We start from the raw sequence: 24,846 nt of genomic DNA, 5'->3' as shown, positions 1-24,846 counted from the left end.
GTCGGCACGGTCCCGCTCAACACGCAATCCGAGAAAACGCTACATATAGAGAGACTTAACTAGGTATCTACTGTATCTGGCCAGCGATCGCCAACTGTGCGGCAGCTAGTCGCGCCACCGGGACCCGGAAGGGAGAGCAGGAGACATAGTCGAAACCCACATCCCGGCAGAAGGCAATCGATTCGGGGTTCCCCCCATGCTCGCCACAAATCGAGAGGGTGACACCAGGCTGTGCGGCCCGCCCTCTTTCTGCCCCAAGTTTCAACAACTCACCCACGCCGTCGGTATCGAGCACATGAAACGGGTCTTCCGGAAAGACACCCTGCTGCACATAATCCGACATGAACCGCCCCGCGTCGTCTCGGGAGAGCCCATAGGCCATCTGTGTCAGGTCGTTTGTCCCGAAGCTGAGAAAGGCGCAATGCGGCGCAATCTCCGCCGTCCGCAGCGCGGCGCGGGGCGTCTCGACCATCACGCCGAGGCGATAATCAAACTCCTGGTCCATCTCCGTGCGGACAGCCGCGGCGACGGCGTCGATGAAGGTTTTCACCAGCTCGACCTCTCTGCGGGCGGAGACCAGTGGGATCATGATCTCGGGCACCACGACAGACCCTTCGGCATTGGCCGCAATGGTCGCCTCGAAAATCGCACGGGCCTGCATCTCGTAGATCTCGGGCACAGTGACCCCGAGCCGTACGCCGCGCAGCCCCAGCATCGGATTGTACTCTGACATCGCGTCGATCCGCCGGGTCACATCCGACAAGGGCAGATCAAGCGCCTCGGCAAGCTCTCGCTGGCGCGCGCGATCTGTCGGCAGAAATTCATGAAGCGGCGGGTCAAACAGCCGAATGCAGACCGGCTTGCCCTCCATGATCCGGAAGAGCTGCGTGAAGTCGTCGCGCTGCATCGGCAGCAACCGCTCGAGCACTGCGCGCCGGTCTTCCGACGTCTCGGCGAAGATCATCTCGCGCATGACAGTCAAGCGGCCCGGCTCGAAAAACATATGCTCCGTGCGACAGAGCCCGATGCCCTGCGCGTCGAAATTGCGTGCCGTTTGCGCATCGGCCGGCGTGTCTGCATTGGCGCGGATACCGATATCGCAATGCGCCGATGCCCACTCCATGAGCTTCTGGAAACTCTCATCAAGGGCGGCTTCCCGCATCTTGGGCGCGCCTGCCAGAACTTCGCCGCTGGAGCCATCCACGGTGATGATTTCACCCGCCGCGAAGACCCGGCCATCCCGGGTGATGAGCTGTTTCTTACTCCGATTAAATCGCATGTTGGATGCGCCCACGACGCACGGCAGGCCGATCCCCCGCCCGATCACGGCGGCATGGCTCGTGATGCCGCCCCGTTCGGTCAGGACCGCGTGGGCGGCATGCATGCCCCGGATGTCCTCGGGCGAGGTTTCGCGCCGCACGAGGATGCACGGCTCGCCCCGAGCCGCGCTGGCCTGCGCTTCAGCCGCCGTGAAAACGATGTGGCCGGTCGCAGCACCCGGGCTGGCCGCGATGCCACGCCCGATCACGTCGCGCTTGGCCTTAGGGCTGACCTGCCGGTGCAAGAGCTCCGAGAGCGTGCGCGGCTGCACCCGCATCAGGGCCTCGGCCTGAGTGATGATCTTGTCCTCCGCCAGTTGCACGGCAATGCGCACGGCAGCCTGGCTCGACCGCGTCACCCGCACCCCGTCGAGGATAAAGAGCGCTCCGTTCTCAATGACGAATTCGACCTGCATCTCCTCGCGCAGCTTGATCCGCATCAACGCCGCCTGCGATTTCAGCGCCTCGAACGCCTCGGGCGCCAGCTCCTCCAGAGACGGGCCGCGCGGATCCCGCCCGAGATAGAGCGCGGCGGCATCCCCCTCCAGCGCATCGCGGCCCTGACTCTGGCTGAGGTATCGCCCGGTGATCTGTGGCAAGCCCGTCTCGCTGTCCACCAGTTGCAAAACACCCGAGCCGCATTCGCCATATCCCAGCCCCAGCGCCATTTCCTGCACCACGAGACCCAGCCCGGCATCGACCGGTGCGCCCTTCGCTTGACGCAGCAACCGCGCGGAGGTTCCGTCCCAGGCGCGCGCCATCGACTTCAGCACCGCAGCCAGCTGTTCGGCCGGATCGCTGGGAAAGGCCTCCTCGAGCTCCGCTTCATAGGCGCGCAACGCCTCCGACAGGCCTTCCGGCCCCTCGCCCTGCACCGCTTCGAAGACATCCGGGTCAAGCCGCGCCACATCAATCGCGTAATTCTGAACAAAGCGAGTATAGATCGCCCGGGCCGAGTCTGCACCCAGACGCTCGGTCAGGGCCTCACAGCGCGCAGCGTTCATCCCGATGTTCAGCACGGCACCCGGCCCCCCCCAATCCGGGTCTTCCGACGAGGGCCGGACACAGAGCAACGCGCCGTCAGGGAACTGCGAGACAATCGCAGGGATATCAGGCAACTCGCCCTTGGCGATCCGCTGAACCGCGTCAAAGGACAGCGCTACCGTACGCGGCACAGGCAGATCGAGCCGCACCAGCCGCTGCAGACATTTTGCCCGCCCCCCATGCGTGTCATTCGCGATCGGCGCGGTGGGGGTCACAAGGGTGGTATTCGGATTATTCTGCACCGCGGCATTCCTTTGGTTCGGATGCAGCATAAGACGTCACGCGCGGCTGGCAAGGCTTAGTGCGGATGGCCTGATGAGTCCAGTTTCAGCCTTCTATGCGGGTGAGATCAGCGACCGATGTGCAAAGCGTGGTGATACGGCTGAGCAGGTTCAGACGATTTCGCCGCACGGTGGCGTTATCGGCATTGATCTTCACCGCCTCGAAGAATGCATCAATCGGCGCGCGCAGGTCCGCTAGCGCGGCCATCGCGGTCGCGAAGTCCTGCTGCTCCATCGCCGAAGCGATGTTGGCCTCCGCCTGATCGAGCGCGGCAAAGAGCGCGTGCTCCTCATCTGTCTTGGCAAACTTCGCATCGGCACCGTAGGAGTACTCCACCCCATCCGCCTCCTGCGCCTGGGTCAGAATATTGTTCGCCCGCTTGAAGCCTTGGATAAGGTTCTCGCCGTCCTCGGTTTTCAGCACGTCCGACAGAGCCCGCGCACGCTTCATGAGCAGCGTCAGATCGTCATTGCCTTCCATTGCAATGCAAGCGTCGATGATGTCGTGTCGAATCCCATGGTCACGCAGGTAGACTTTGAAACGGTCGTGGAGAAAGTCGAGGGTTGCGCGAGCCACGAACCACGCAGGATCGTTGTCATGGGCCAGTTTTTGAGCAAACGCCAGCGCCGAGGTTGCATCTGGCGCAGGTAGCCTTCGGGCAGCTGGTGTTGCTATGTCTAGCCATGAATAAGGCAAGTTGTTCACGAGAACAATCCGTATAACACCCAATGCAGCCCTTCTCAGCGCAAATGGGTCTTTACTCCCCGTCGGTTTCTCGTCAATTGCCCAGAAGCCCGTCAGCGTGTCGATCTTCTCGGCAAGAGCGACAGCCACCGACATCGGTGCGCTAGGCACATCATCTGAGGGGCCGAGAGGCGAGTAGTGTTCTTCGGCGACTGCAGCAATAGCTGCATCCTCACCTAAAACTTCGATGTAGTACCGCCCCATAAGCCCCTGAAGTTCGGGGAATTCATAGACCATCTCCGAACTCAGATCAGCCTTAGCGAGACGTGCCGCGCGTTCGGCCTGATCGGCGTCGGCACCCACGACCGGTGCAAGCTCGCGGGCAAGTGCTGCGATGCGGTCGATGCGCTCGGCCTGGGTGCCGAGCTTGGCGTGGAAGGTTACGTTCTTCAGCTGCTCCAGCCACGGCTGCATGCCCGCCTTGGCCACGCGCAGGTCGTTCTCCCAGAAGAACTTGGCATCCGCCAGCCGGGCCGAAAGCACCTTTTCATTACCCGCAAGAATGGTCGCGCCATTGTCCGCCGCCTCTCGGTTGGCCACGGTGATGAACCGCTCGATCCGCCCGGTCTTGGGATTGCGCACGGAGAAGAACTTCTGGTGCTCCTTCATCGAGGTCTGCAGGACCTCGGGCGGCAATTCCAGAAAGTCATCGGCAATCTGGCCCATGAGTACGACGGGCCATTCGACAAGCCCCGCGACCTCCGCCAGGAGCCCCTTGTCCTCCACGACCTCGAGCCCGCTGGCAAAGGCCGTGTTGGTCGCGTCATGCCAGATCGCCTCAGCCCGTTCGTCCGGGTCGAGCACCACGCAGGCGCGCTTGAGCTTTGACGTGTAGTCATCGAAACTCGAAACAGAAAACCGATCCGGCGCCATGAACCGATGGCCCGATGTTGTGTCGCTCGAGGCGATCCCGTCCACCTCGACGGGCACGACCTCAGCCCCTGCCTCGTCGCTCAGAATGCAAAGGATCGATTGCAACGGTCGCACCCAGCGCAGGCTGCCCGACCCCCACCGCATGGATTTGGGCCATGGGAAGCTGCGGATCGTCTTCTCAAGGACCTCGGCCACGATCTCCGCAGCGGGTCGTCCGGTTTTTTCGATCCGCGCAAAGAGGACCGCACCTTTTGGTGTCTCGCGCTCTTCCAGCTGCTCGCGGGTCAGACCAGCACCACGCAGGAAGCCTTCGATCGCCTTCTCAGGCGCATCCGCACGCGGCCCCTTGCGGTCCTCAACAGTCGCCGGGCTCGCTGCCAGCAGGCCCTCCACGGTCAGCGTCAGGCGGCGCGGCGTCGAGAAGGCGGCGGCGGACGCGTAGGTCAACCCGGCCTCAACCATGCCGTCTGTCATGAGCTTCTTCAGATCCTCCGCCGCGCGGCGTTGCATCCGAGCGGGGATTTCCTCGGAAAAGAGTTCGATCAGCAAGTCAGGCATCAGGTGTCATCTCGTTTCGGGCATTCTTCGCCCACAATCGTTCCGTCGTAGGCTTTCTCGCCGCAGTCGTTCAGCTCGTGCCAGATGTAGCCGCGCCCGTCATCGGTGATCACCACGATCCGGTCGACGCCAAAGGCTACGTTCTTCTCTCCCAGGAAGGGCAGCGCCGTCCCGGCCTTGAGTTCTGCCGCGATAGCCGCCGCATCGAAACAGTCGAACCAGGGCGGCGCATTGCGCGGCGTTGCCATGTCGAGACCCACATAGGTCTCGGTCAACTTCGGCAGGCTGGCAGGGGTCTTGAAACAGGCGCGAAAGCGAATGGGCGAGCTGTCGGCATCAATGGCTTCAATTGCCTCGGCCCGGATGGGTTCCGGTTGATCGGACGTCAGCGAGACCAGCCGCACCTCGGTCACCTCGGCGGTCACCTCTTCGTAGAAGCCGTAAATCTGCAAGTAATAGAGCGCGGCTCCCGCGACAGCGGCAGAGATCAGGATCGCGCTGCCCACAATCTTGCCATTCATGCCGCACTTTCCGGTTGCCAGCCGCCCGCGGTGGTCTGAACGAAGGCGTCCGCGCAGAGCTTGGCCAGCGCGCGCACGCGCCCGATGTAGGCCTGCCGCTCGGTCACGGAGATCACGCCCCGCGCGTCCAGCAGGTTGAACATGTGGCTCGCCTTGATGCATTGGTCGTAGGCGGGATGCACCATGATGATACGCTTGCCGGTTTTCGGGTCTTCATGCGGTGCCTCGAGGATCTCTCGGCAATGCGCCTCGGCCTCGTTGAACTGGCGCAGCAACACGTCCGTATCTGCCGTGTCGAAATTCCAGCGGGCGTATTCCTCTTCGGTCTGCTTGAAGACGTCGCCGTAGGTGAGCGCAATCGGCGTTTGAGGATCGTTGAAGGGCATGTCCATCACGTGATCGACGCCCAGCACGTACATGGCCAGACGTTCCAGCCCGTAGGTCAGCTCGCCCGAAACCGGGTGGCAGTCGTGCCCGCCGACCTGCTGGAAGTAGGTGAATTGGCTGACCTCCATTCCGTCACACCAGACCTCCCAGCCGAGGCCCCAAGCGCCCAGCGTCGGGCTCTCCCAGTCGTCCTCGACAAAGCGGATGTCGTGCAGCGCCATGTCGATGCCAATCGCCTCGAGCGAGCCAAGATAGAGCTCCTGCAGGTCGGGCGGGCTGGGTTTGATGAGGACCTGGTACTGGTAGTAGTGCTGCAACCGGTTCGGGTTCTCGCCATACCTCCCGTCAGTCGGGCGGCGCGAGGGCTGGACATAGGCTGCCGCCCAGGCTTGCGTGCCGAGCGAACGTAGCGTCGTGGCCGGATGAAAGGTGCCCGCGCCCACTTCCATGTCATAAGGCTGCAATACCGCACAGCCTTTGGCCGCCCAATAGGACTGCAACCTCAGGATAATCTCCTGAAAAGACTTCGGAGTGTCAGGTGTGTCGGGCATGGAAACGCGCGGCCTCGGGATGATCTTGCGCGCCTTACCTACGTGTGTGTGCCGGAAGCGTCAATTGGCGCTTTGCTGATATTTCAGGCCATTGTCTTATGGCCAAGGCGGCCATTTCCTGATTATCTGTGCCGGATATTTTGAGGTCAGAGGTGGGCAGCTAAATGATCCGGTTTTTTGCGGTGTGTGTGGCGGTTTTTGCCACGTGGGGCGCCAGTGTGAGCGCGCAGTCGGCGAACGAAGTCGTCTGGGTGCAGATCGAGGCGCAGCCGAACTTGCAGGACGGGCTGACGCGAGCCGAAGATTATGCGCGCACGCTTGACGATGTGAACGGGTTTGCGCTCGGTGGTGGCTGGTATGGTATTGTTCTCGGCCCCTACGCACCGGAGGATGCGCAGCAGGTGCTGCAGGTCTATCGGGCGGATGGCTTGATCCCCCGTGACAGCTATATCGCGTTCAGCACCGCGCTGGGTGCGCAGTTCTTTCCCCAAGGCGCCGATCTGCTGCGGCGCGGCGCGCTGACGGCCCAACCTGTGCCGGCGCAGGACCCAACGATTGAGACACCGCAGATCACCCTGGACACCGATCCAGTGACCGAAACAGCGCAGCGAGCACCAGCTCAGGTGATCGCGGTCCCTGATGAAACACCGGCTGAGGCACGTCAGAGCGAGCGGCTCTTGAGCGCGGGGGAACGGCAGGGGCTGCAAACAGCCTTGCAGTGGGCCGGGTTCTACAATGCCGCGATTGACGGCGCCTTTGGCCGCGGCACTCGAAATTCGATGGCGGCCTGGCAATCCGCCAACGGGTTCGAGCCGACCGGGGTGCTGACCACCCTGCAGCGCGCAGCGCTCATGGGTCAGTATAATGCGGTCCTCGAAGGGCTCGATCTGCGGCTTGTGACTGACGCCAAGACCGGAATCGAGATGAAGCTTCCGATGGCACAGATCACGCTGGAGCGGTACGAGCCGCCTTTTGCCCAGTTCAACAGCCCGGAGGGCGGTGCCCCGCGCGTTCTGCTGATCAGCCAGGAAGGTGACACCAACACGCTCGCCGGTCTGTACCAGGTGATGCAGACGCTGGAAATCGTGCCGCTGAACGGTGAGCGGTCGCTGGAGCGGTCGCGCTTCACGCTGATCGGGCGGAACGATGAGATCGTGAGCGAAACGAGGGTTCGGCTTGAAGACGGGCAAATCAAAGGCTTCACGTTGATCTGGCCTGCCCGCGACGAAGAACGCCGGACCCGGCTGATCTCGGAAATGCAGGCAAGCTTCACGCGGCTGCCCGGCGTTCTGGACCCGGCGGCGGTTGATGCAACCGACCAGCAGATCGATCTGGTGGCCGGGCTACAGGTGCGCAAACCGCGTCTGTCGCGCTCGGGCTTTTTCGTCGATGCGGGAGGCGCCGTCGTGACCACCTCGGACGCGGTGCAAAGCTGCACGCGCATCACGCTCGACGATGACATCGAAGCACGGCTGAACGTGGTGGACCCCGAGCTGGGCGTTGCGGTGCTGACACCCTCTCAAACGCTGGCCCCCGCACAGGTGGCGCAGTTCAGCCCGGTGCCACCAAGGCTGCAGTCGGATGTGGCTGTCGCGGGCTACTCCTACGAGGGCGTTCTCGAAGCACCGAGCATGACCTTCGGCACCCTGGCCGATCTGCGCGGGCTGCAGGGCGAAGAAGACCTCAGCCGCCTGAACCTCAAGAGCCTGCCCGGTGATGCCGGTGGTCCGGTCTTCGATACCAGCGGTAACGTCCTCGGCATGCTGCTGCCCCGAGGTGGCGGACAGCGACAACTGCCGCAGGAGGTGACCTTTGCGCTGGCAGGAGGTGCGATTGCACAGGTGCTCGAAACCGCGGGCATCTCGACGCCGCGGCCGGGCGCCACGGCGGCGCTTGCGCCAGAGGACATCACCGCACAGGCGGTGGACATGACCGTGCTGGTCAGTTGCTGGGAATAAGCACAAAAACGTCTCAAATCTGCCCTAAAGAAAGGCTCACTTCAGCGCATCCGTTTGCGATGCCTTAAGACCCCACCGCCATTCTCTGCTCGCGTGGGGGCGCCTCGTACTACGGTACGAACATGGAGTGAGTGGAATGCTTAAACACTTTATGGCGCTGGCCCTTGGCACGGCGCTTGCGCTGCCTGTCGCTGCCGATCAGGCGGCTTCCGGTGCGACGAAAGCGACCTTGGTGAACTATACTTCGCCCATGCTGCCGCCTGCAAACTATCGCGGGCAGTGGTGGACAACGTCGGACAACTGTCAGTACTCGCGCGCTGGTCGCCCGGGTGAGACAGTCTGGTATCTGATCGTGAATACCGCACATGAAGCGTGCGCACGGCGGCTGATCCAGCGCGCCTATTCAGACTACCAGTAACCGGCGCTAGGCGGAGAGGCCAGGCGTGATGTAGATCAACGTCGGACCTTGGGCCGCAAAAGCATCTGTGACGGCGTTCTGAAGAGCTTGCAAGCTTTTCGGAGCCGCCGCACGGGCGCCGAATGCCTCAGCCAGTTTGCAGAAATCCGGGTTCCGCGCGATCACCGCGTTCGGCGCGATCTGTGCGCGCACCATGCTTTCCTCGATTTCCTTGAGCTTGCCATTGTCCCACAAGATGATCGGGAGCGAGAGCCCGAGCTCCACAGCCACCCCCAACTCCTGCATCGTATAGTGAAACCCATAGTCGCCGATGATCGCCATCGTCGGCTGGCCGCGCCGCGCAAGGGCGCCGCCGATGGCCGCGGGTGTGGCGTACCCCAAGGTGCCAAAGCCGTAGGGGTGGTGCCAGTGGCAGGCGCGATCCATATCCCAGACTTCCTTGGCCACATAGGCCAGCTGCGTCATGTCGGAATAGATCATCGTGTCAGGCGGCACGACCGTTCGCAGAGCATCGCAAAGCGGCACGATACCGGGACGTTCGGCATCAACCTCCGCCCGCCATCGCGCGCGATAGTCGGCAACGATTTCGGATGACCAACGCGAGGCCGGCGCCCCTTCCAGCGCGCCGTCGAGCGCGGCCAGGGCGTCAACCGCATCCGCCTGCAGACGGGTGTCATCGGCATCCGCGGCGGCCAGCACGGTCGGATCGAGGTTGACATGCACAGCACCGGGGCGGTGCCCGGAGTCGGCGCGCCACAAGTCCACTTCCGCCAGATCAGTGCCGAGATAGACCACGCAATCGCTGGAGCTCAGCAGCGTTGCACTCTCAGGGCGCGCCAGGCTGGCGCCGAAGGCGCGCGGATTGTCAGGCGCCACCACCCCGCGGCCCGCATAGGTGGTGAAAGAGGCCGCCTTGCTCTTCGCCAGCACGCTGCTGACCAAGGTCTCGATCCCCGGCGTTGCGGCACCGCCGCCGAACACAAGCAGCGGACGTTCAGCCTCCATGATGCGCCGGGCCAGGCTCTTGATCTGGTGCGCGCCGAGCGACGGGCGCTGCACCCCCTCAAGCAGGTTGCGCGACGAACTGGACGGCCGCTTGGGCGCGGTCGGTGCGGGGCGCGCGGTGGCGGGCGGTGCATGCGCCTCGAGCAGGGCAATGGGCACCTGGATGTGTTTCGGGCGTTTCCGGTCGGTCAGAAACTCGACCAGAGCCCGGTCGATCAGACGATAGGCGGCAGCCGCCGAGCGGGCTTCCTCCGACCAGTCGCAGACGGTTTCCGCCGCAGCGCGCTGGTCCTTCATCTGGTGCAATTGCCCCTTCGTGGCCGCCACGTCGTCGAGACAACTGGAGATGACCAGCATGGGCACCGAGTCCGAATAGGCCTGCCCCATCGGCGTCATGATGTTGCAAAGCCCCGGTCCTGTAATCACGTAAGCCACACCAGGCTTGCCCGTTGCGCGCGCATAGCCATCGGCCATAAAGCCCGCGCCCTGTTCGTGGCGGGCCAGCACGTGGGTGATCCCGGCCTCTTCAATACCGCGATACATTTCCTGATTGTGCACGCCGGGGATGCCGAAGATCACATCGACGCCTCGGTCCTTGAGCATGTGCGAAATCTGCGCTCCGAGGGGTCGTTGCATATCAGTCTCTCCAGAAATTCACCGTCAGGATGGCGTAGACAGCCAGAAGTTCAAGCCGTCCCAGCAGCATTCCGATGGATAACAGCCACTTTGCGGTGTCGTTGAGACCCGCGAAATTTCCTGCAGGTCCGATCTCATCCCCCAGACCGGGGCCCACGTTCGACAGGGCCGTCGCCGCACCCGAAAGCGATGTGATGAAGTCCAGCCCCGTGAGGCTGAGCGCCACGGCGAGCAAGCCAAGCGTGACGACGAAGAACATGAAGAAGGAGATCACCGAACTCAGCACATCATCGGACACCGGACGCCGGTCGTAGCGCACGACAAAGACCCCGTTGGGCGAGCGGATGCGCCGCAGCTGCATCTTGATCGACGCAAAGAGAAGCTGGTAGCGAAAGACCTTGATTGAACAGGTGGTGGAGCCCGCGCATCCCCCGATCAGGCCGATGAAGAAGAACATCGAAATCAGCAGTGGGCCCCAGGTCATGTAGTTGGCCGAAGCATAGCCGGTGCCGGTCATGATCGAGGTCACGTTGAACAGCGCCTCGCGCATCGAGGTGCCCCAGTCCTGCGGAAACAGTTGAAAGAGTGCGATCGACATGATCGAGACGATGACCAGCAAGGTGATGACAAACACCCGGATCTGGCTGTCGCGCCAGAGCGGTTCGGGTTGTCCATTGATCAGCTGGACATAGCGGACAAAGGGCAATGCCGCGAGGATCATGAAGAACGCTGCCGCGATCTCGAGGTTGCCCTTGAACGCACCGAACGAGGCATCGTAGTTCGCAAACCCGCCGGTCGACACGGTGGTGAGCGCATGCACCGTTGCGTCGAATGCGTTCATACCCAAGACGAGGTAGCTGAACGCGCAGATCATGGTGAGGCCGAGGTAGATGCTGGAAATCTGACTGGCGATTTGGCCGGCCCGCGGCAGGATCTTACCCATCGTGTCGAAGGACTCGGACTTGAAGATCTGCATCCCCCCGACGCGCAGCTCCGGCAGGAACACCATGGCAACGACGATGATACCGATGCCGCCCAGCCACTGCAGAATACCGCGCCAGAGCAACAGCCCCTTGGGCAGCTCTTCCAACCCCGAAAACACCGTGGAGCCGGTGGTCGTCAGCCCGGACATGGCCTCGAAAAACGCATCCACAAAGCGGGCTTCGGTCGCGCCGAAGACAAAGGGCAACGCACCGAAAAGAGGCAGGGCCACCCAGACACCCGTGGTGAGCAAGAAGGTCTGCTGGATCGTGAGACCTTCCTTGACCCCATTGGCGCAGGCCAGCGCGATCAGACCGCCCGAGAGCATGGTGATCAGCGCCGATTGGATGAAGACCGGCCAATGCGCGCGCCCTTCGGCGATATCGACCAGCATCGGCAACAGCATCGCCGCCCCAAGGACGGCCACAAGCAGTCCGATCACATATCCAACGGGGCGGAGGTCCAACATGCGCGCAGGGTTGGCCGCGCGCCGTGTCGGTGTCAAGCGGGTGACGTCAGTGTCAGATCAGACGTAGTAGAGGTCGTGGAACACGATATGCACGATCTCGTCGCGTTTGATGTTCATCGCCGCGAGTTCCTCATCGGATTTCGCTTGTAATGCGTACACCTTGTTGACTCGCCCGGTGTAAGAGCTTGAGATGATCATCGCCTTCATGACCGACGAGAAAAACCCGCGGATCGCGCCAAAGACGCTGTGCACTGCGCGGCCCAAGCCGCCTTCAAATTCTGTGGATTGATAAGCCATCGGAGATCCTTACGTTAACCGTTCATCTCCTCCCGATGACATCGATATAGTGCAATGCGCGCCGCATGAGAATTGCAAGTTCTGCATGGCCGCTATGGGCAGGGCGACGCAAAAAAGCGCAGCAAAACGCTGCGCTTTCAAGGGTTTGTTAAGGGTTTTATGTCAACCGACGTGGAACAGCGAGCTGAAGAGCCGCGGGTCGAGACTTTCCGACGCAAAGGTATCACCTTCGACAAGGATGCTGACCGCGTCATGGCTGTGTAGGCTCTCCTGGTGGCTGGCGATCACCCGGAAATCGCCAATGCGCACATCCGCCTGAAGCTGCTCACAGAACAGACGCGCCGCATCCTCGACAAAGATCGGGTTGGCGGCGTTGAGCTCTGCAAAGGCCTGCTCGTCTTCCCGCTTCACCATCACTTGCGTCTCAGTGGGCACCGCACGACGACAGGCCTCGATCAGGTCTTCAAACCACAGACAGCTCGCGTCCTCATCGATCTCGACGGAGATGCGTGCCACGGAGCGCTGCGAATGCGGGGTCGCCAACTGGCCGCGGGTCGCACGTGCATGCTCTGACAGCTCCAAAGAGCAGGGGCAGGTCGAAGAGTAAACATAGTCGAGGTGCATGATCTTCTTACGGACCCCGGCCTGCTCGACCAGTTCGAGAGCGATGTCATAATACTGATACCCCGACAGGCCCGAGCGCAGGCTATCCACTTTCATCGGGAAGCTGAAGCGCATCTGGATGCGCGCATCAAAGCTGTCGAGATCCGAAATATAGTCATCCAAGGCCGCTTCGATCACGCCAAAGCTGAACGTCTCTTCCGCATGTTTGTAGAAGGACCGCATGATCCGGGACATGTTGATGCCCTTCTTGTCGGCATCGAGGCTGACGGACCCGGTCACCGAAGTCTCGAGCGTCAGAGGACCGTTGTCCCGGGTCTGAAAGCGCAGCGGTAGCCGGAAGTTCGAAATACCCACATGCTGGATCTGCTGCTTGGCGCCGCGGATCAGGCTCGCCGGTCCGTTCTGTAGGTCCGGCAATGTGGCCTTATAGCCGTCGTCGCTCGCAAAATCCTCCGGATAGTCACGTGAGAAGGCCGGATAGTCGACCGATGTGTCGCCCGGAATCAGCCGTGCAACCGATGGGTCGAGTTCGAGAATCTCTGTTGAAGTCGCGCCTTTCGCCCAGCTTCGCAAGATCGCGAGGGCCGATTCAGCCTCTTCACGGTCTGGTGTGGCATCAAGTACGGGTGTGTGGATGTTCATCGCTATGTCCCTCATGACGGCGTCTTGACTCTAGATAGGGCGCAGGGTGTCCCGGGCCAACTCGTCCTCACAGATACGTCACTCAGATCGAATAAGATCAGTATTTTAGTCAAATTGTTCGAGACTGCGGATCAGGCGCTACCCTACACGGATTTCAGCGCGTTCAGGATGTCGCCGATCAGGTCCGTTTCATCCTCGATCCCAACGCTGATCCGGACCAGACCGTCGGTGATCCCGAGCGCATCTTTCTGCTCCTGTGGCAGGCGTTGATGCGTGGTCGTGCCCGGATGGGTCATGATCGTTTTCGCATCGCCCAAGTTGTTGGAGATCACCCCTACTTGCACCGCGTTCAAGAAGCGGAAGGCCGCGTCTTTGCCGCCAGCGAGATCAATCGACAGCACCGTGCCACCCTGCCCCATCTGCCGCTGCACCAGCGCATTCTGCGGATGAGTCTGGAGCCCTGGGTAGATCACACGAGACAGCGCGTCGTGACCCTGCAGCGCCTGAGCAATGGCTGTCGCATTGGACGTCTGGGCGCGCACGCGCAGATCAAGCGTTTCGAGCCCCTTGAGCATCACCCAAGCGGTGAAGGGGCTCATGGAGCCGCCGGTGTGTTTCATGTAGGGCTCGACCGTCTTGCGGATAAACTCGCGCGTGCCGAGGATCACCCCGCCCAGAGCGCGGCCTTGCCCATCAATGTGTTTGGTCGCCGAATAGATGACCACATCAGCGCCCTGTGCGAAAGCTTCAGACCAAACTGGGGTGGCAAAGACGTTGTCTACCAACACCTTAGCGCCCTTGGCATGCGCGAGGGCGGCGACCCCGGCAATGTCGACAACCTGCAAGGTCGGGTTCGAGACCGACTCGAAAAATACCGCTGCCGTGTCCTCGCGAATGGCCGCGGCCCAGGCGTCGAGGTCTGTGCCATCGACGAAGGTGACCTCGACACCAAAACGGGTCAACACCTCTTCCAGCACGTAGAGGCAGGACCCAAAGAGTGCGCGTGCCGAGACCACGTGATCGCCCGCCTTCAGCATCGAAGTCAGCGCGCCCGAGACCGCCGCCATACCCGAAGCGGTCGCAAAAGCATCCTCTGCCCCTTCGAGCGCGGCGATGCGTTCTTCGAACATCGCCACCGTCGGATTGCCATAGCGCGCATAGATGAACTCATCCGGCCCGGCCTCAATGAACCGCGCCTCGGCGTCTTCCGCAGTTTCGTATACAAAACCCTGCGTGAGGAAAATCGCCTCGGAAACCTCGCCGTACTGGCTGCGGCGGGTTCCGGTGTGGATGGCGCGGGTGCGCGGCTTCAGATCACCTGTCATTCTTCTCTTCTCCAGCCCCGACGGGCACAAAAAAACCCCAGACGCGGTCAACGCGACGGGGGGTCCTCATCGGTGACCTTTTAGCGGCATGTTTAACGTGGCCCGCAATCCGGTAACAAATCGCCACGTGCAAACCGTTAGGACACCGCGTGTTGCGCGTCAACACCGTCACGGTGCTGTAACAGTAAATTCATCCTCCTGTCGTATGTCTCTGAGATAGCACGGCCACAATATCTTGTAGAGAGGGCAGAGGATGCCGTTGCTCAGGATCAACGCGACAGACCGCGGGTTGGAACTGCATGACACCGGGTCGGAGGCACTAGCGCAGATCGCCCAGCCCCCGTCGCATCGGCGCGGCCCCGCGATCATCATGATCCACGGCTACAAGTACAATCCTCGCGACATCAGGCACTGCCCACACGGCAAACTCTTCAACACCGATGTCTCAGGCTGGCCAGTCGCTTTGGGCTTCGGTGACGCAAGCGAGGACAAGGGTCTCGGGGTAGCTTTTGGCTGGTCAGCGCGCGGCCCGCTCAAACAGGTTCACCGGCGCGCGACCATGCTCGGCGCCTCGCTTGCACAGCTCATCCAACGCCTGAAAGATAGAGACTCGGACCGGCCTGTGCATGTGATTGCGCATTCGCTCGGATCAGAAATCGCTCTTTCGGCACTTGCGGATCTGGCACCGCGTGCCGTGGATCGGATCGTCCTGCTGACCGGCGCGAGTTTTTCATGCTTTGCTAACGAGATGCTTGCAACGCCTGCAGGGCGATCAGCGGAAGTCTTCAACATGACAAGCCGAGAAAACGATATCTTCGATTTCGCGTTTGAAACGCTTGTCGACGCCCCGCGCACGGCTGACCGCGCCCTCGGACAAGGGATCGACCAGCCCAATGTGGCCAACATCCAGTTGGACTGCGACAGGACGCTCGCCGTTCTCGAAGAATTTGGCGCGCGCGTCGCCGCCTCGGAGCGCCATGTCTGCCACTGGTCGAGCTACAAACGGCCCGGGATCATGGACTTCTATGCCAAGCTGCTGCGTCAGCCGCACAGCCTGCCCTTTGACGAACTTCAGCGCTGTTTGCCGAATAGCATGGCGCCGCGTTGGTCGCGGCTCACCTTGGCGCCGTTGAGCGCTATCGTGCAGCGCAAGACCTCTGAAGCTGTGATGACGACCACCCGGATCATACGCCGTCGGGCTGCTGTGCTCACGAGTGGCGCGACCGAGCAGAAGAGCAATGAGCCAGCCTATTGACGCCCCGCGGGATCATGGCATCCGCCAGCCATAACCCCCTCTGATGGCGCGACCACCGCGCTGCAGCTGTGCTAAAAGTTTCCCCAACGTTGCATTTTTCTTTGCATAATGCAGTTTGTCTCGCGCAAACTCCGCGGGTGCCAAGGGGTTTTAGTGAATTTGAGCATGACTGAGTATATGTATTCGCCCGGCGCGCTGGTGTATTTGGCAGGCGCGCTCTATGTTGTGGGGCTGATTACGATCAATCAGATCCTCTTACGCCTGCTGATCCTGACAGGCACCTCTGTTTACATCATCTATTACGCGACCGTGGCGGAAACCCCGCTTTGGGAGGCCATCTACGTCAGCATGCTGATTGGAGCGGCGAACCTCATCGGTCTGACCAGCCTGCTCGCGCGCAAATCCCGTCTTGCCATCCCGCGGGCCTATGCGGACCTCTATGCAAGCTTCCCGCCGCTGCCGCCCGGCGATTTCCGGGGTCTGATGAAGCTTGCACGCCGCTACCGGGTGGACGACGAGCGGCAAGTGACGGTCGAAGGCCAGGCGGGCTCGAGGCTCTACTACGTGATTTCCGGGGCGACGCGGGTGCAAAAGGGCGAGAGCGAGTTCATCTTGCCACCGAATTTCTTCCTGGGCGAAATCGCGTTCCTGATCGGCGAACCGAGCTCTGCTTCGACCTGGCTGGAGCCCGGCGCCGAGGTGCTGGAGTGGCGGTTCGATGATCTGCACCGCAAGTGCAAGCGCAGCACCCGCTTCCGCCTTGCCCTGGAGGCCGCGATTTCGGTTGACCTGGCACGCAAGGTTGCGCGCGCCGTGGGTCCGAATGCGATCCGCCCACGCCCGCCCGAACCCGCCGAGCGCGCCCGGCAGCGCGCGCTTGTCAACTAGCGTCGTCCGCGTCTTCGGTGATCAGGTAGCCCTGCAGCGTTGTGAACTGCCACATTAGGAAGGCCATTAGCGCGACAGGAAAGCCGAAAGTCTCGATCTTGACCCAGGCATCGGTCGACATGGTGCGCCAGATGATCTCATTGGCAATAGCAAGGGCTGCGAAGGCGGCGCAGAGCCGCCGTGTCAGGATCATCCACCCTTCGTGCCGCATCGGCATCATCTCATTCATCACATAGGCGAGGTAGGACTGGCCGCGCAGCAGCCCGATGCCCAGAAGTGCCGCGAAAAGCCCATAGACGATGCTGGTTTTCATCTTGAAAAAGCGCTCGTCGTTGAACCACGCGGTCAGACCACCAAAGAAGACAACCATGAAAGCCGTGAACACCTGCATCCGGCTGAGCTGTCCAGTCAGACGCCAAAGGATCGCCATGGCCACCAGCAGGATCGGCACAAAGATCAGCGCGGATATGATAAAGCCGGTGTATTCCACACCGCCAATCACAAAGGTGTCTTCCTTGATCCAGAGATAGATCACGAAAAACAAGATCGTGGGGCCAAGTTCCAGCGCCTGTTTGACGACGGGGTTGATGGGTTTTGCGTCTGACATGATCTCTTCCTATCCGCCCATCTCAACTATCACAGCGCCGAGCGCAATCAATGCCATAAGGGCAATCCGCCGCGGGCCGACGGTCTCTTTCAGAAACAGCCATCCGATGATGGCGGCAAAGACCGTGGAGGTCTCACGCAGGACGGCCGCCTCGCCCACCTTATCGAGCCGCGTGGCCAACATGATCGCCCCGAAACTGAGCGGCGCCACGAGCCCACCGATCACCCCACGGATCATCAGCGGGCCGAGCGTTGGCGGGTTGCTCATGCGCAGCCAGCGGAGGGCCGCGATGATGGGCATGAAGAACCCGTCGATCATGAAAAACCAGGCCAGAAAGGTGAAAGGGTCGGCGGTCGCGCGGATGCCAAAGGCATCATAGGTGGTGTAGAGCGCCACGAAGAGGCCGGTCAGCACCGCGAGACCGAGCGCCGCGTTCAGCGTCTCGCGTTCCGCCACGAGAAAGATCATGTTGTAAATCGCGAGCCCGAAGATGCCCGCGAGCAGCACCGCAACACCGACCCATTGGGCGCCGGTGAAGGTTTCGCCGAAAATCAGATAGGCGCCGATGACCGTAAAAAGTGGCCCGGTGCCGCGCACGACAGGGTAGACCACCGTATAGGCGCCCTTTGTATAGGCCCAGGCCTGCAGCAGCTTGTAGATGACATGGATCAGCCAGACGGCCGCAAAGATCGGCCACATATGGGGTTCGGGCCAAGGCACCACGAAAAGCACGAAGGGGATCGCCATCGCCATATAGCTGATGTCGATGGCGCCCCGGGTGAGCCACGGGTCGTGCCGACCCTTTTGCAGCGCTCCGAAGACCGCATGCAGGAAGGCCGCCATCAGCGCAAGACCAAGCGCCACCTGATGGCCGGTGTCAGTGCCCTCAATGGAGAGCAGCCACTCGGTCATGCTCGGCGAGGCGGTGGCGCAAGCCCCACCGCACCTGCCGGTTGCTGACGTGCTCTCATCCGCGGTCGAGGCCCATGAGCGCGTCGGCAAACTCCTCCGGGTCGAAGGCATCGAGGTCGTCGATCTGTTCGCCCACACCAATCGCGTGGATTGGCAGACCGAATTTGTCCGCCAGCGCCACGAGCACGCCGCCCTTGGCAGTGCCGTCGAGCTTGGTCATCACGAGACCGGACACATCGGAGATGTCGCTGAAGACCTTCACCTGGTTCAGCGCGTTTTGGCCGGTGGTCGCATCCAGCACCAGCAGGGTGTTGTGCGGAGCACTCTCATCCTTCTTGCGGATCACGCGCACGATCTTGGCGAGTTCCTCCATCAGGTCGGTGCGATTCTGCAGCCGCCCTGCTGTGTCGATCAGCAGGAGGTCCGCGCCATCGGCTTGGGCCTGGGTCATCGCGTCGAAGGCCAGGCTTGCCGGATCAGAGCCCTCGGGCGCAGTAAGGACAGGCACACCCGCGCGGTCGCCCCAGACCTGCAGCTGCTCAACCGCCGCCGCGCGGAACGTATCGCCTGCTGCGATCACGACCTTCTTGCCCGCTGCACGAAACTGGCTGGCGAGCTTGCCGATGGTGGTCGTCTTACCGGAGCCGTTGACGCCGACAACCAATACCACCTGCGGTGTCTGAGGATAGAGCGGCAGCGGCTTTGCGACCGGCTCCATGATCCGAGCAATCTCAGCGGACATCAGTGCCTTGATCTCCTGGACGGAAAGCTTCCGCCCCAACCGCCCTTCCGCCATGTTGGCCACCACCCGCAATGCGGTGTCGACGCCCATATCTGCAGTGATCAGCAGCTCTTCGAGCTGTTCGAGCATCGCGTCGTCAAGCACCCGACGCACAACTGTCTGCTCCGCCGACCGCCCCATAAGGCGCCCCAGCAGGCCCGGTTTGGCTGCGCCGGGTGCCGGCTCAGGCGCGGTCAAATCCTCCGCAACCGGGGCCGGCGCACGCGGCAGCACGACGCTTTCAGGTTCGGGTTCGGGTTCGGGTTCGGGTTCGGGTTCGGGTTCGGGTTCGGGTTCGGGTTCGGGTTCGGGTTCGGGTTCGGGTTCGGGTTCGGGTTCGGGTTCGGGTTGAAAAAGCTCCGAAACCGGTTTCGGATCAAGCACTTCCTGAGGTTCGGGCGATTGATCCCGTTCAACCGTCTCCGGCATCGCATCAGCCGCCTCGGCCGGGCGTTCCATGCCCTCGTCGACCGGTGGTGTATCAGCATACGTCTCTGCGGGAAGCTCAGCAGGCTCTACGGCAGCCTGAGACGGTACTGGGTCCGGTGCTACGGTCTCTTCGACACCGCCCTCTTCGACAATCGCCTCCAGCCCCTCATCAATCTTAGATGAGGATTTGAAGAGCCGATCCTTCAGCTTCTTGAAAAACGCCATACCCGCCCCCGGTGAGTTGTTGTCCCCATCTAAGGGGAATTGGGCCGGAGGGAAAGGCCGCGCGCGCCGTCAGATTTCGTCGGGGAAGTGCTTCATCGTCAGGCGAATGGGATTGGGTGCTGCCTGTCCGAGGCCGCAAATCGAGGCATCGACCATCGCGGTGCTGAGTTCTTCGAGCAGCCCCTGATCCCAGCGATCCTGCTGCATCAGCTTGACGGCCTTTTCACAGCCTACGCGACAGGGCGTACATTGCCCGCAGCTTTCGTCCTCGAAGAACCGCAGCATGTTGAGCGCGGCGGCCTTCGCTGAATCCTGCTCGGACAACACCACAACAGCAGCTGAGCCGATGAAAGTGCCCAACGGCTGCAGCGTATCGAAATCGAGCGGGACATCGTTGATAGAGGCAGGCAAGAGGCCCGAGGACGGTCCGCCCGGCTGATAGGCCTTGAAGACATGCCCTTCGGCCATGCCTCCCGCCGCCTCGATAATGTCCATGATCGTGGAGCCTGCGGGCAGAAGATATACGCCCGGAGCAGCCACGCGGCCCGAGACGGAATAGCTGCGTAGGCCCTTGCGCCCGTTCTTTTCAGTGCCCGACAGAACCTCCGGCCCCTCGCGGCAGATGCGCGCCACCCAATGCAGGGTTTCCACGTTATGCACCAGCGTCGGACGGCCAAAGACACCCACCTGCGCGACGAAGGGCGGGCGATGGCGCGGCATCCCGCGCTTGCCTTCGATGCTCTCGATCATCGCACTTTCTTCGCCGCAGATGTACGCGCCCGCGCCCCGGCGCAAATCGATGTGGCCTTCTTCGACAATCCCGGCCTCTTCCAGCGCGGCAATTTCACGGCGCAGAATTTCGAGCACGGCAGGGTATTCATCGCGCATGTAGATAAACGCCGTCTCTGCCTCGACCGCCCAGGCGGCGATCAGCATGCCTTCGAGGAAAAGATGCGGCACGCGTTCGAGATAGTAGCGGTCTTTGAAAGTGCCGGGCTCACCCTCGTCCCCGTTGACCGCGAGATAACGCGGGCCGTCGTTGGCACGCACGAAGCCCCATTTCTTGCCTGATGGGAAGCCCGCGCCACCCAGACCCCGCAAACCGGAGGCCAGCACCGTGTCCTGCACCGCCTCCCAGTCGCCGGTTGCGCGCAGGTCTTTCAGCGTGGCGTAGCCGCCGTCAGCCACATACGCCGCATAGCCCTGATAGTCAGGCACATGCGCGTGGGTGTCACCTGCGGCGATGGCGGCCTCCACCTTTTCAGGTGTGGCGTGGTCGATGTGGGCATGGCCCAATTCCAGCACCGGGGCCGTGTCGCAACGACCCATGCAGGGCGCGCGCAGCACGCGCACTTCTGCCGGATCCAAACCCTCTCCCAGAGCGGCCTTCAACTGTTGCGCGCCCGCCAATTCGCAAGAGAGCGAGTCGCAAACCCGGATGGTCAACGCAGGCGGCGGTGTCTCGCCCTCCTTCACTACGTCGAAATGGGCGTAAAAGGTCGCAACCTCATAGACCTCGGCCATGGATATGCGCATCTCTTCGGCCAGCGCACGCAGATGCGCAGCCGAGAGATGGCCATACGCGTCCTGGATCTTGTGCAGATGTTCGATCAGCAGATCGGCACGCCGGGGCGCATCCCCCAGCAAGCCACGCACCTCGGCCCAGGCATCGTCCTGCAGCTGGCGGCCCTTGGTGTGGCGGCGCCCCTTGCCCTTGCCGGATTTCCAAACGCCCTTGCGCGGCGATTTGTCTGCCGTGTCCAATGCCATGGTGTGGTTTCTCCCGTCCCGGCGCAGACCGGGGATGTTCAATGCGTTCAATTGGCAGGACATTATCAGCCCGGCTGGCGCCAAGATACTGCGAAAGGCCCGGAGCCTGTCGACCAGAAACGACACTCTGTGTCTGATCAGAAACTTCCGGCATTAACTGACACAACGCAGGATGCTTGGAGCAAACGCCCGATCACGGTAAACAGATCGCTAACATGACCGCGCGCCTGTCCTCCTTGCTCTTTGCCTGTGCCAGCCTTGGCCCTGCGTTCGTGCTTTTGCTTGGCGCGGTGGTTGGCGGGGTCTGGCCCTATCTGGGGCTGCTCAGCATCACGGCCCTGGTTCTGATCCTCGATCGCACCCAGATGGGTCTGCTCGCGGCCTCCGATCAGGAAGACTGGCTGCCGCTTACCGTCGGTGGCCTGCATTTTGCGCTGCTTGGCGCAGGGCTCTGGGCCGTGGGCTCAGGGACCCATCTGGACGTGGGCCAGAAGCTGGGGCTCGCGCTCGGGCTTGGACTGTACTTCGGGCAGGTCTCCAACGCCTGCGCGCACGAGCTTATCCACCGAAGCAATCGCAAGCTGCGCGCGCTCGGCACCGCGATCTACTGCTCTCTCCTCAATGGTCAGCATGTCTCGGCCCATCTGCTGGTGCACCATGTGCATGCGGGCACGGCGCGAGACCCGAATTCCGCGCCGCTTGGCCAAGGCTTCTGGCGGTTTTTCGGGCAGGTCTTCATTGGCGAGTTCATGGCGGGTTTGCATGCCGAGACACGGCGTCGGCACGGACGTCCGCTGTGGGCACACCCTTATGTCATTTATCTCACCGGTGGTGCAGTCACGGCAACAGCCGCCTACCTGCTCGGGGGCCTTCTGGGCGTGGTGGTGCTTCTGATCTTTGCGCTGCATGCGCATCTGCAACTCATGCTGTCGGATTATCTGCAACACTACGGACTGCGGCGACAGACCAATGCAGATGGTCGGACAGAGCCCATGGGGCCGCAACATAGCTGGAACGCGCCCCGCGGATTCTCGGCAGCGCTGATGCTGAACGCGCCTCTGCACTCCGATCATCACATGAACCCGGCGCGCCCGTTTTCAACGTTGCGTCACGACCCGGCAACGATGCCGACCCTGCCGCGCTCCGTGCCGGTCATGGGCGCGCTTGCGCTCGTCCCACCGCTCTGGCGCAAGGTCATGGACCCGCGGGTGCGGGCCCTTAGCGCTCAAGCCCCAGCACCTCACGGCAACGTCATGCCGAGCCCCGAGCCGCAGACTGGCTCTCAACCCACCGTTCTGTCAGAGTAAACCCATGGTAAATGTTTCCAAACTTACGTGTCTTTTTGCTGGCATCCTGTGCCTCATCGCCCTTCCGCTCGTCGCCCAGACGCCAATGAGCGCGCAGGAATTTGACGACTACACCCGGGGCAAAACCCTGTTCTATGGCGAGAACGGCGTGGCCTATGGCGCCGAGGAATACCTCGACAACCGACGCGTCATCTGGTCCTTCCTTGACGGTGAGTGCAAGTCGGGCACCTGGTACGAACAGGCGGACCAGATCTGCTTTGTCTACGAGGACAACCCCGACCCGCAGTGCTGGACCTTTCACAAGGAAGACGGGCGCCTGATCGCACGCTTTCAGAATTCACCGGGAGCGACCGAACTCTACGAGGCCGGCGATCTGAACGAGGAGATGGTCTGCCTCGGTCCTGACGTCGGCGTCTGAGCCGCGCTCAGAACAGCGAGCCCTGCTCGGGCGGTTTGCGCGCAGACTTGCGGGGCGCGGCTTTGCCCCCAACGGTCACCCTGCCGTCTGCGAACTGGATTTCCAGCGCGGTCGCGGATTTCGCGGTCTTGCTGTCGGTCACCACCGCACCCTCGCTGCGGACCACCGCAAAACCCCGCTGGAGCGTTGCCTCATAGCCAAGAGTTCGACGCAACCGCTCGGCTCCGTCGATCCGGGTCTGCCATGCGCTGATGTTACGTTGCCCCGCGTCCGACAGGCGCCGTGCCAAGCGCGCGAAGTCCTCGGCTTTGCGCTCACGATCCTGCACCAATGCAGCGGGCCGGAACCGGCGCGCAGTCGCAGCGAGCTGGTCCCGGCTCCGCATGATCGCCCGATGCAAAGCGGGGCCCAGCCGCGCCGAGGTCTCTGTGAGGCGCCGCGTATCGGCGCTCAATGCGCGCGTCATGGTCGAGGGGCGCAGCGATCCGCTGATATCAGCCAGACGCAGTTTGCGCCGCTGCACACCTGAAATCAACGCGGGCCCCAGGCGGGACGCGACCATGTCCAACCGCTGGCGCGGCGTATCAAGCAGTGTCTCGGCGCGAGGCAAGGCCCGTGCCATGTCCCGCAGGCGTTGGTTGCGGCGGGTCAGCCCCTGGCTCAGTGCCTGGCGCATGCGCGCGTCCTGCCCGTCGAGCCAGGCCATCAGCTCGTGCCGCACCGGCACGGCCAGTTCCGCCGCCGCGGTGGGCGTCGGCGCCCGCTTGTCCGAGACATAATCGATCAGCGTCGTATCGGTCTCGTGCCCCACAGCGGAGATCAGCGGGATCTCCGAGGCCGCAGCAGCCCGCGCCACGCTCTCCTCGTTGAACCCCCAAAGGTCTTCGACCGAGCCGCCGCCGCGCGCCACGATCAGCAGATCGGGCCGCGGCAGAGCGCCGCCCGGTGAGAACGCATTGAAACCTTCGATGGCGCGGGTGACTTCAGGCGCGCATTTCTCACCCTGCACAGCGACCGGCCAGATCAGCACCTTGCGTGGAAACCGATCCCGCAGCCGGTGCAGAATGTCCCGGATCACGGCACCTGAAGGCGAGGTCACGACCCCAATCACCTCCGGCAGATACGGCAAGGGTCGTTTGCGCGCGGGGTCAAACAGCCCCTCCGCTTCCAGCATCTTCTTGCGCTTTTCCAGAAGTGCCATCAGCGCGCCCATGCCCGCAGGCTTGATGTCTTCGATGACGATCTGGTACTTGGACTGCCCGCCAAAGGTGGTCACCCGACCCGTGGCCACGACCTCCATCCCCTCCTCGGGTTGGGTTTGCAGCCGGGCGGAGACGCCTTTCCAGATCACCCCGGAAATCACCGAGCGGTCATCTTTCAGATCAAGGTAGATGTGGCCCGAGCGCGGGCGCGACACGCGGCCCACTTCGCCCTTGATCCGCACATGACCGAACTCGCCCTCGATCACCCGTTTGATCGCGCCCGAGATTTCGGTGACGGTGAACTCTGGGCTGTTGAGACCCTCCTCGGGCGCGTCGATCAGGTCCATGTCGGCTCCGGCTTGTCACGGCAGTGCGGGAAGCATAGAACGCGCGAAACCCAAGGCCAAGCAGATCAGGA

At 62.4% G+C, this 24,846-nt stretch carries 20 protein-coding genes and 1 riboswitch; of the genes, 6 read left to right on the top strand and 14 right to left on the bottom strand.

What is annotated here, in order from left to right; all coding sequences use genetic code 11:
- Nucleotides 1-67: 67 nt before the first annotated feature.
- The 4 genes from ACVC7O_RS06890 to ACVC7O_RS06875 are packed head-to-tail and all read right to left on the bottom strand — an operon-like array spanning nucleotide 68 to nucleotide 6,279.
- On the bottom strand, nucleotides 68-2,635 hold the full coding sequence (locus ACVC7O_RS06890; RefSeq protein ID WP_458325346.1) for a putative PEP-binding protein: 2,568 nt from the start codon (nucleotides 2,633-2,635) through the stop codon (nucleotides 68-70).
- Between the two features lie 55 nt (nucleotides 2,636-2,690).
- A complete protein-coding gene (gene glyS, locus ACVC7O_RS06885; RefSeq protein WP_458325345.1) occupies nucleotides 2,691-4,820 on the bottom strand; it encodes a glycine--tRNA ligase subunit beta in 2,130 nt (709 codons plus the stop codon).
- The gene (locus ACVC7O_RS06880; RefSeq protein ID WP_458325344.1) at nucleotides 4,820-5,341 is read right to left on the bottom strand and encodes a DUF6446 family protein; all 522 of its coding nucleotides are present in this window, start codon (nucleotides 5,339-5,341) and stop codon (nucleotides 4,820-4,822) included. Before ACVC7O_RS06880 ends, glyS begins: the two co-directional genes overlap by 1 nt.
- A complete protein-coding gene (locus tag ACVC7O_RS06875; RefSeq protein ID WP_458325343.1) occupies nucleotides 5,338-6,279 on the bottom strand; it encodes a glycine--tRNA ligase subunit alpha in 942 nt (313 codons plus the stop codon). The genes ACVC7O_RS06880 and ACVC7O_RS06875 overlap by 4 nt, the downstream gene beginning before the upstream one ends.
- A 164-nt stretch (nucleotides 6,280-6,443) precedes the next feature.
- Here ACVC7O_RS06875 and ACVC7O_RS06870 point away from each other — a divergent pair, with 164 nt between their 5' ends.
- On the top strand, nucleotides 6,444-8,237 hold the full coding sequence (locus ACVC7O_RS06870; RefSeq protein WP_458325342.1) for a serine protease: 1,794 nt from the start codon (nucleotides 6,444-6,446) through the stop codon (nucleotides 8,235-8,237).
- 136 nt (nucleotides 8,238-8,373) lie between these two features.
- Entirely contained in the window at nucleotides 8,374-8,655 is a 282-nt protein-coding gene (locus ACVC7O_RS06865; protein WP_458325341.1) for a hypothetical protein, read from the top strand.
- A gap of 6 nt (nucleotides 8,656-8,661) precedes the next feature.
- Here ACVC7O_RS06865 and ACVC7O_RS06860 read toward each other — a convergent pair whose 3' ends face one another.
- The 5 genes from ACVC7O_RS06860 to metZ all read right to left on the bottom strand — a co-directional run bounded on the left by ACVC7O_RS06860 (nucleotide 8,662) and on the right by metZ (nucleotide 14,634).
- Nucleotides 8,662-10,296 carry a thiamine pyrophosphate-binding protein gene (locus ACVC7O_RS06860; RefSeq protein ID WP_458325340.1) on the bottom strand — a complete coding sequence of 545 codons (1,635 nt, stop codon included), beginning with the start codon at nucleotides 10,294-10,296 and terminating at the stop codon, nucleotides 8,662-8,664.
- Nucleotide 10,297: 1 nt separating this feature from the next.
- Nucleotides 10,298-11,746 (bottom strand): TrkH family potassium uptake protein, encoded by a 1,449-nt coding sequence (locus ACVC7O_RS06855; protein ID WP_458325339.1) that lies wholly within the window; start codon nucleotides 11,744-11,746, stop codon nucleotides 10,298-10,300.
- A gap of 57 nt (nucleotides 11,747-11,803) precedes the next feature.
- On the bottom strand, nucleotides 11,804-12,043 hold the full coding sequence (locus ACVC7O_RS06850; protein ID WP_458325338.1) for a hypothetical protein: 240 nt from the start codon (nucleotides 12,041-12,043) through the stop codon (nucleotides 11,804-11,806).
- Between the two features lie 162 nt (nucleotides 12,044-12,205).
- On the bottom strand, nucleotides 12,206-13,309 hold the full coding sequence (gene folE2, locus ACVC7O_RS06845) for a GTP cyclohydrolase FolE2 (protein ID WP_458325337.1): 1,104 nt from the start codon (nucleotides 13,307-13,309) through the stop codon (nucleotides 12,206-12,208).
- 143 nt (nucleotides 13,310-13,452) lie between these two features.
- The gene (gene metZ / locus ACVC7O_RS06840; RefSeq protein WP_458325336.1) at nucleotides 13,453-14,634 is read right to left on the bottom strand and encodes an O-succinylhomoserine sulfhydrylase; all 1,182 of its coding nucleotides are present in this window, start codon (nucleotides 14,632-14,634) and stop codon (nucleotides 13,453-13,455) included.
- A 60-nt stretch (nucleotides 14,635-14,694) separates the two neighbouring features.
- A riboswitch (SAM riboswitch) is annotated at nucleotides 14,695-14,771 on the bottom strand.
- Between the two features lie 116 nt (nucleotides 14,772-14,887).
- On the opposite strand from metZ, the gene ACVC7O_RS06835 reads away from it, so the two are divergent.
- Both ACVC7O_RS06835 and ACVC7O_RS06830 read left to right on the top strand, forming a co-directional pair.
- Nucleotides 14,888-15,889, top strand: a complete 1,002-nt coding sequence (locus ACVC7O_RS06835) for an alpha/beta hydrolase (RefSeq protein ID WP_458325335.1) — start codon at nucleotides 14,888-14,890, stop codon at nucleotides 15,887-15,889.
- Between the two features lie 165 nt (nucleotides 15,890-16,054).
- The gene (locus tag ACVC7O_RS06830) at nucleotides 16,055-16,777 is read left to right on the top strand and encodes a cyclic nucleotide-binding domain-containing protein (protein ID WP_458325334.1); all 723 of its coding nucleotides are present in this window, start codon (nucleotides 16,055-16,057) and stop codon (nucleotides 16,775-16,777) included.
- On the opposite strand, the gene ACVC7O_RS06825 is transcribed toward ACVC7O_RS06830, so the two are convergent.
- The 4 genes from ACVC7O_RS06825 to ACVC7O_RS06810 all read right to left on the bottom strand — a co-directional run bounded on the left by ACVC7O_RS06825 (nucleotide 16,770) and on the right by ACVC7O_RS06810 (nucleotide 21,501).
- Complete coding sequence (locus ACVC7O_RS06825; protein WP_458325333.1) at nucleotides 16,770-17,384, bottom strand: inner membrane-spanning protein YciB; 615 nt, start codon at nucleotides 17,382-17,384, stop codon at nucleotides 16,770-16,772. The two genes, ACVC7O_RS06830 and ACVC7O_RS06825, sit on opposite strands and share 8 nt — an antisense overlap.
- Nucleotides 17,385-17,393: 9 nt before the next feature.
- Nucleotides 17,394-18,296, bottom strand: coding sequence for an EamA family transporter (locus ACVC7O_RS06820; protein ID WP_458325332.1), 903 nt, complete (start codon nucleotides 18,294-18,296; stop codon nucleotides 17,394-17,396).
- Between the two features lie 55 nt (nucleotides 18,297-18,351).
- The gene (gene ftsY / locus ACVC7O_RS06815) at nucleotides 18,352-19,731 is read right to left on the bottom strand and encodes a signal recognition particle-docking protein FtsY (RefSeq protein WP_458325331.1); all 1,380 of its coding nucleotides are present in this window, start codon (nucleotides 19,729-19,731) and stop codon (nucleotides 18,352-18,354) included.
- A 69-nt stretch (nucleotides 19,732-19,800) separates the two neighbouring features.
- The gene (locus ACVC7O_RS06810) at nucleotides 19,801-21,501 is read right to left on the bottom strand and encodes an NAD(P)H-dependent oxidoreductase subunit E (protein ID WP_458325330.1); all 1,701 of its coding nucleotides are present in this window, start codon (nucleotides 21,499-21,501) and stop codon (nucleotides 19,801-19,803) included.
- A 215-nt stretch (nucleotides 21,502-21,716) separates the two neighbouring features.
- Here ACVC7O_RS06810 and ACVC7O_RS06805 point away from each other — a divergent pair, with 215 nt between their 5' ends.
- Together ACVC7O_RS06805 and ACVC7O_RS06800 are read left to right on the top strand one after the other, a co-directional pair.
- Complete coding sequence (locus ACVC7O_RS06805) at nucleotides 21,717-22,808, top strand: alkane 1-monooxygenase (protein WP_458325329.1); 1,092 nt, start codon at nucleotides 21,717-21,719, stop codon at nucleotides 22,806-22,808.
- A 4-nt stretch (nucleotides 22,809-22,812) separates the two neighbouring features.
- Nucleotides 22,813-23,226 (top strand): hypothetical protein, encoded by a 414-nt coding sequence (locus ACVC7O_RS06800; protein ID WP_458325328.1) that lies wholly within the window; start codon nucleotides 22,813-22,815, stop codon nucleotides 23,224-23,226.
- Nucleotides 23,227-23,233: 7 nt separating this feature from the next.
- On the opposite strand, the gene xseA is transcribed toward ACVC7O_RS06800, so the two are convergent.
- Nucleotides 23,234-24,775 (bottom strand): exodeoxyribonuclease VII large subunit, encoded by a 1,542-nt coding sequence (xseA, locus tag ACVC7O_RS06795; protein ID WP_458325327.1) that lies wholly within the window; start codon nucleotides 24,773-24,775, stop codon nucleotides 23,234-23,236.
- Between the last annotated feature and the right edge of the window lie 71 nt (nucleotides 24,776-24,846).

The organism is Roseobacter cerffii, from assembly GCF_054226325.1.
This window is presented reverse-complemented; position numbering and strand designations above follow the sequence as displayed.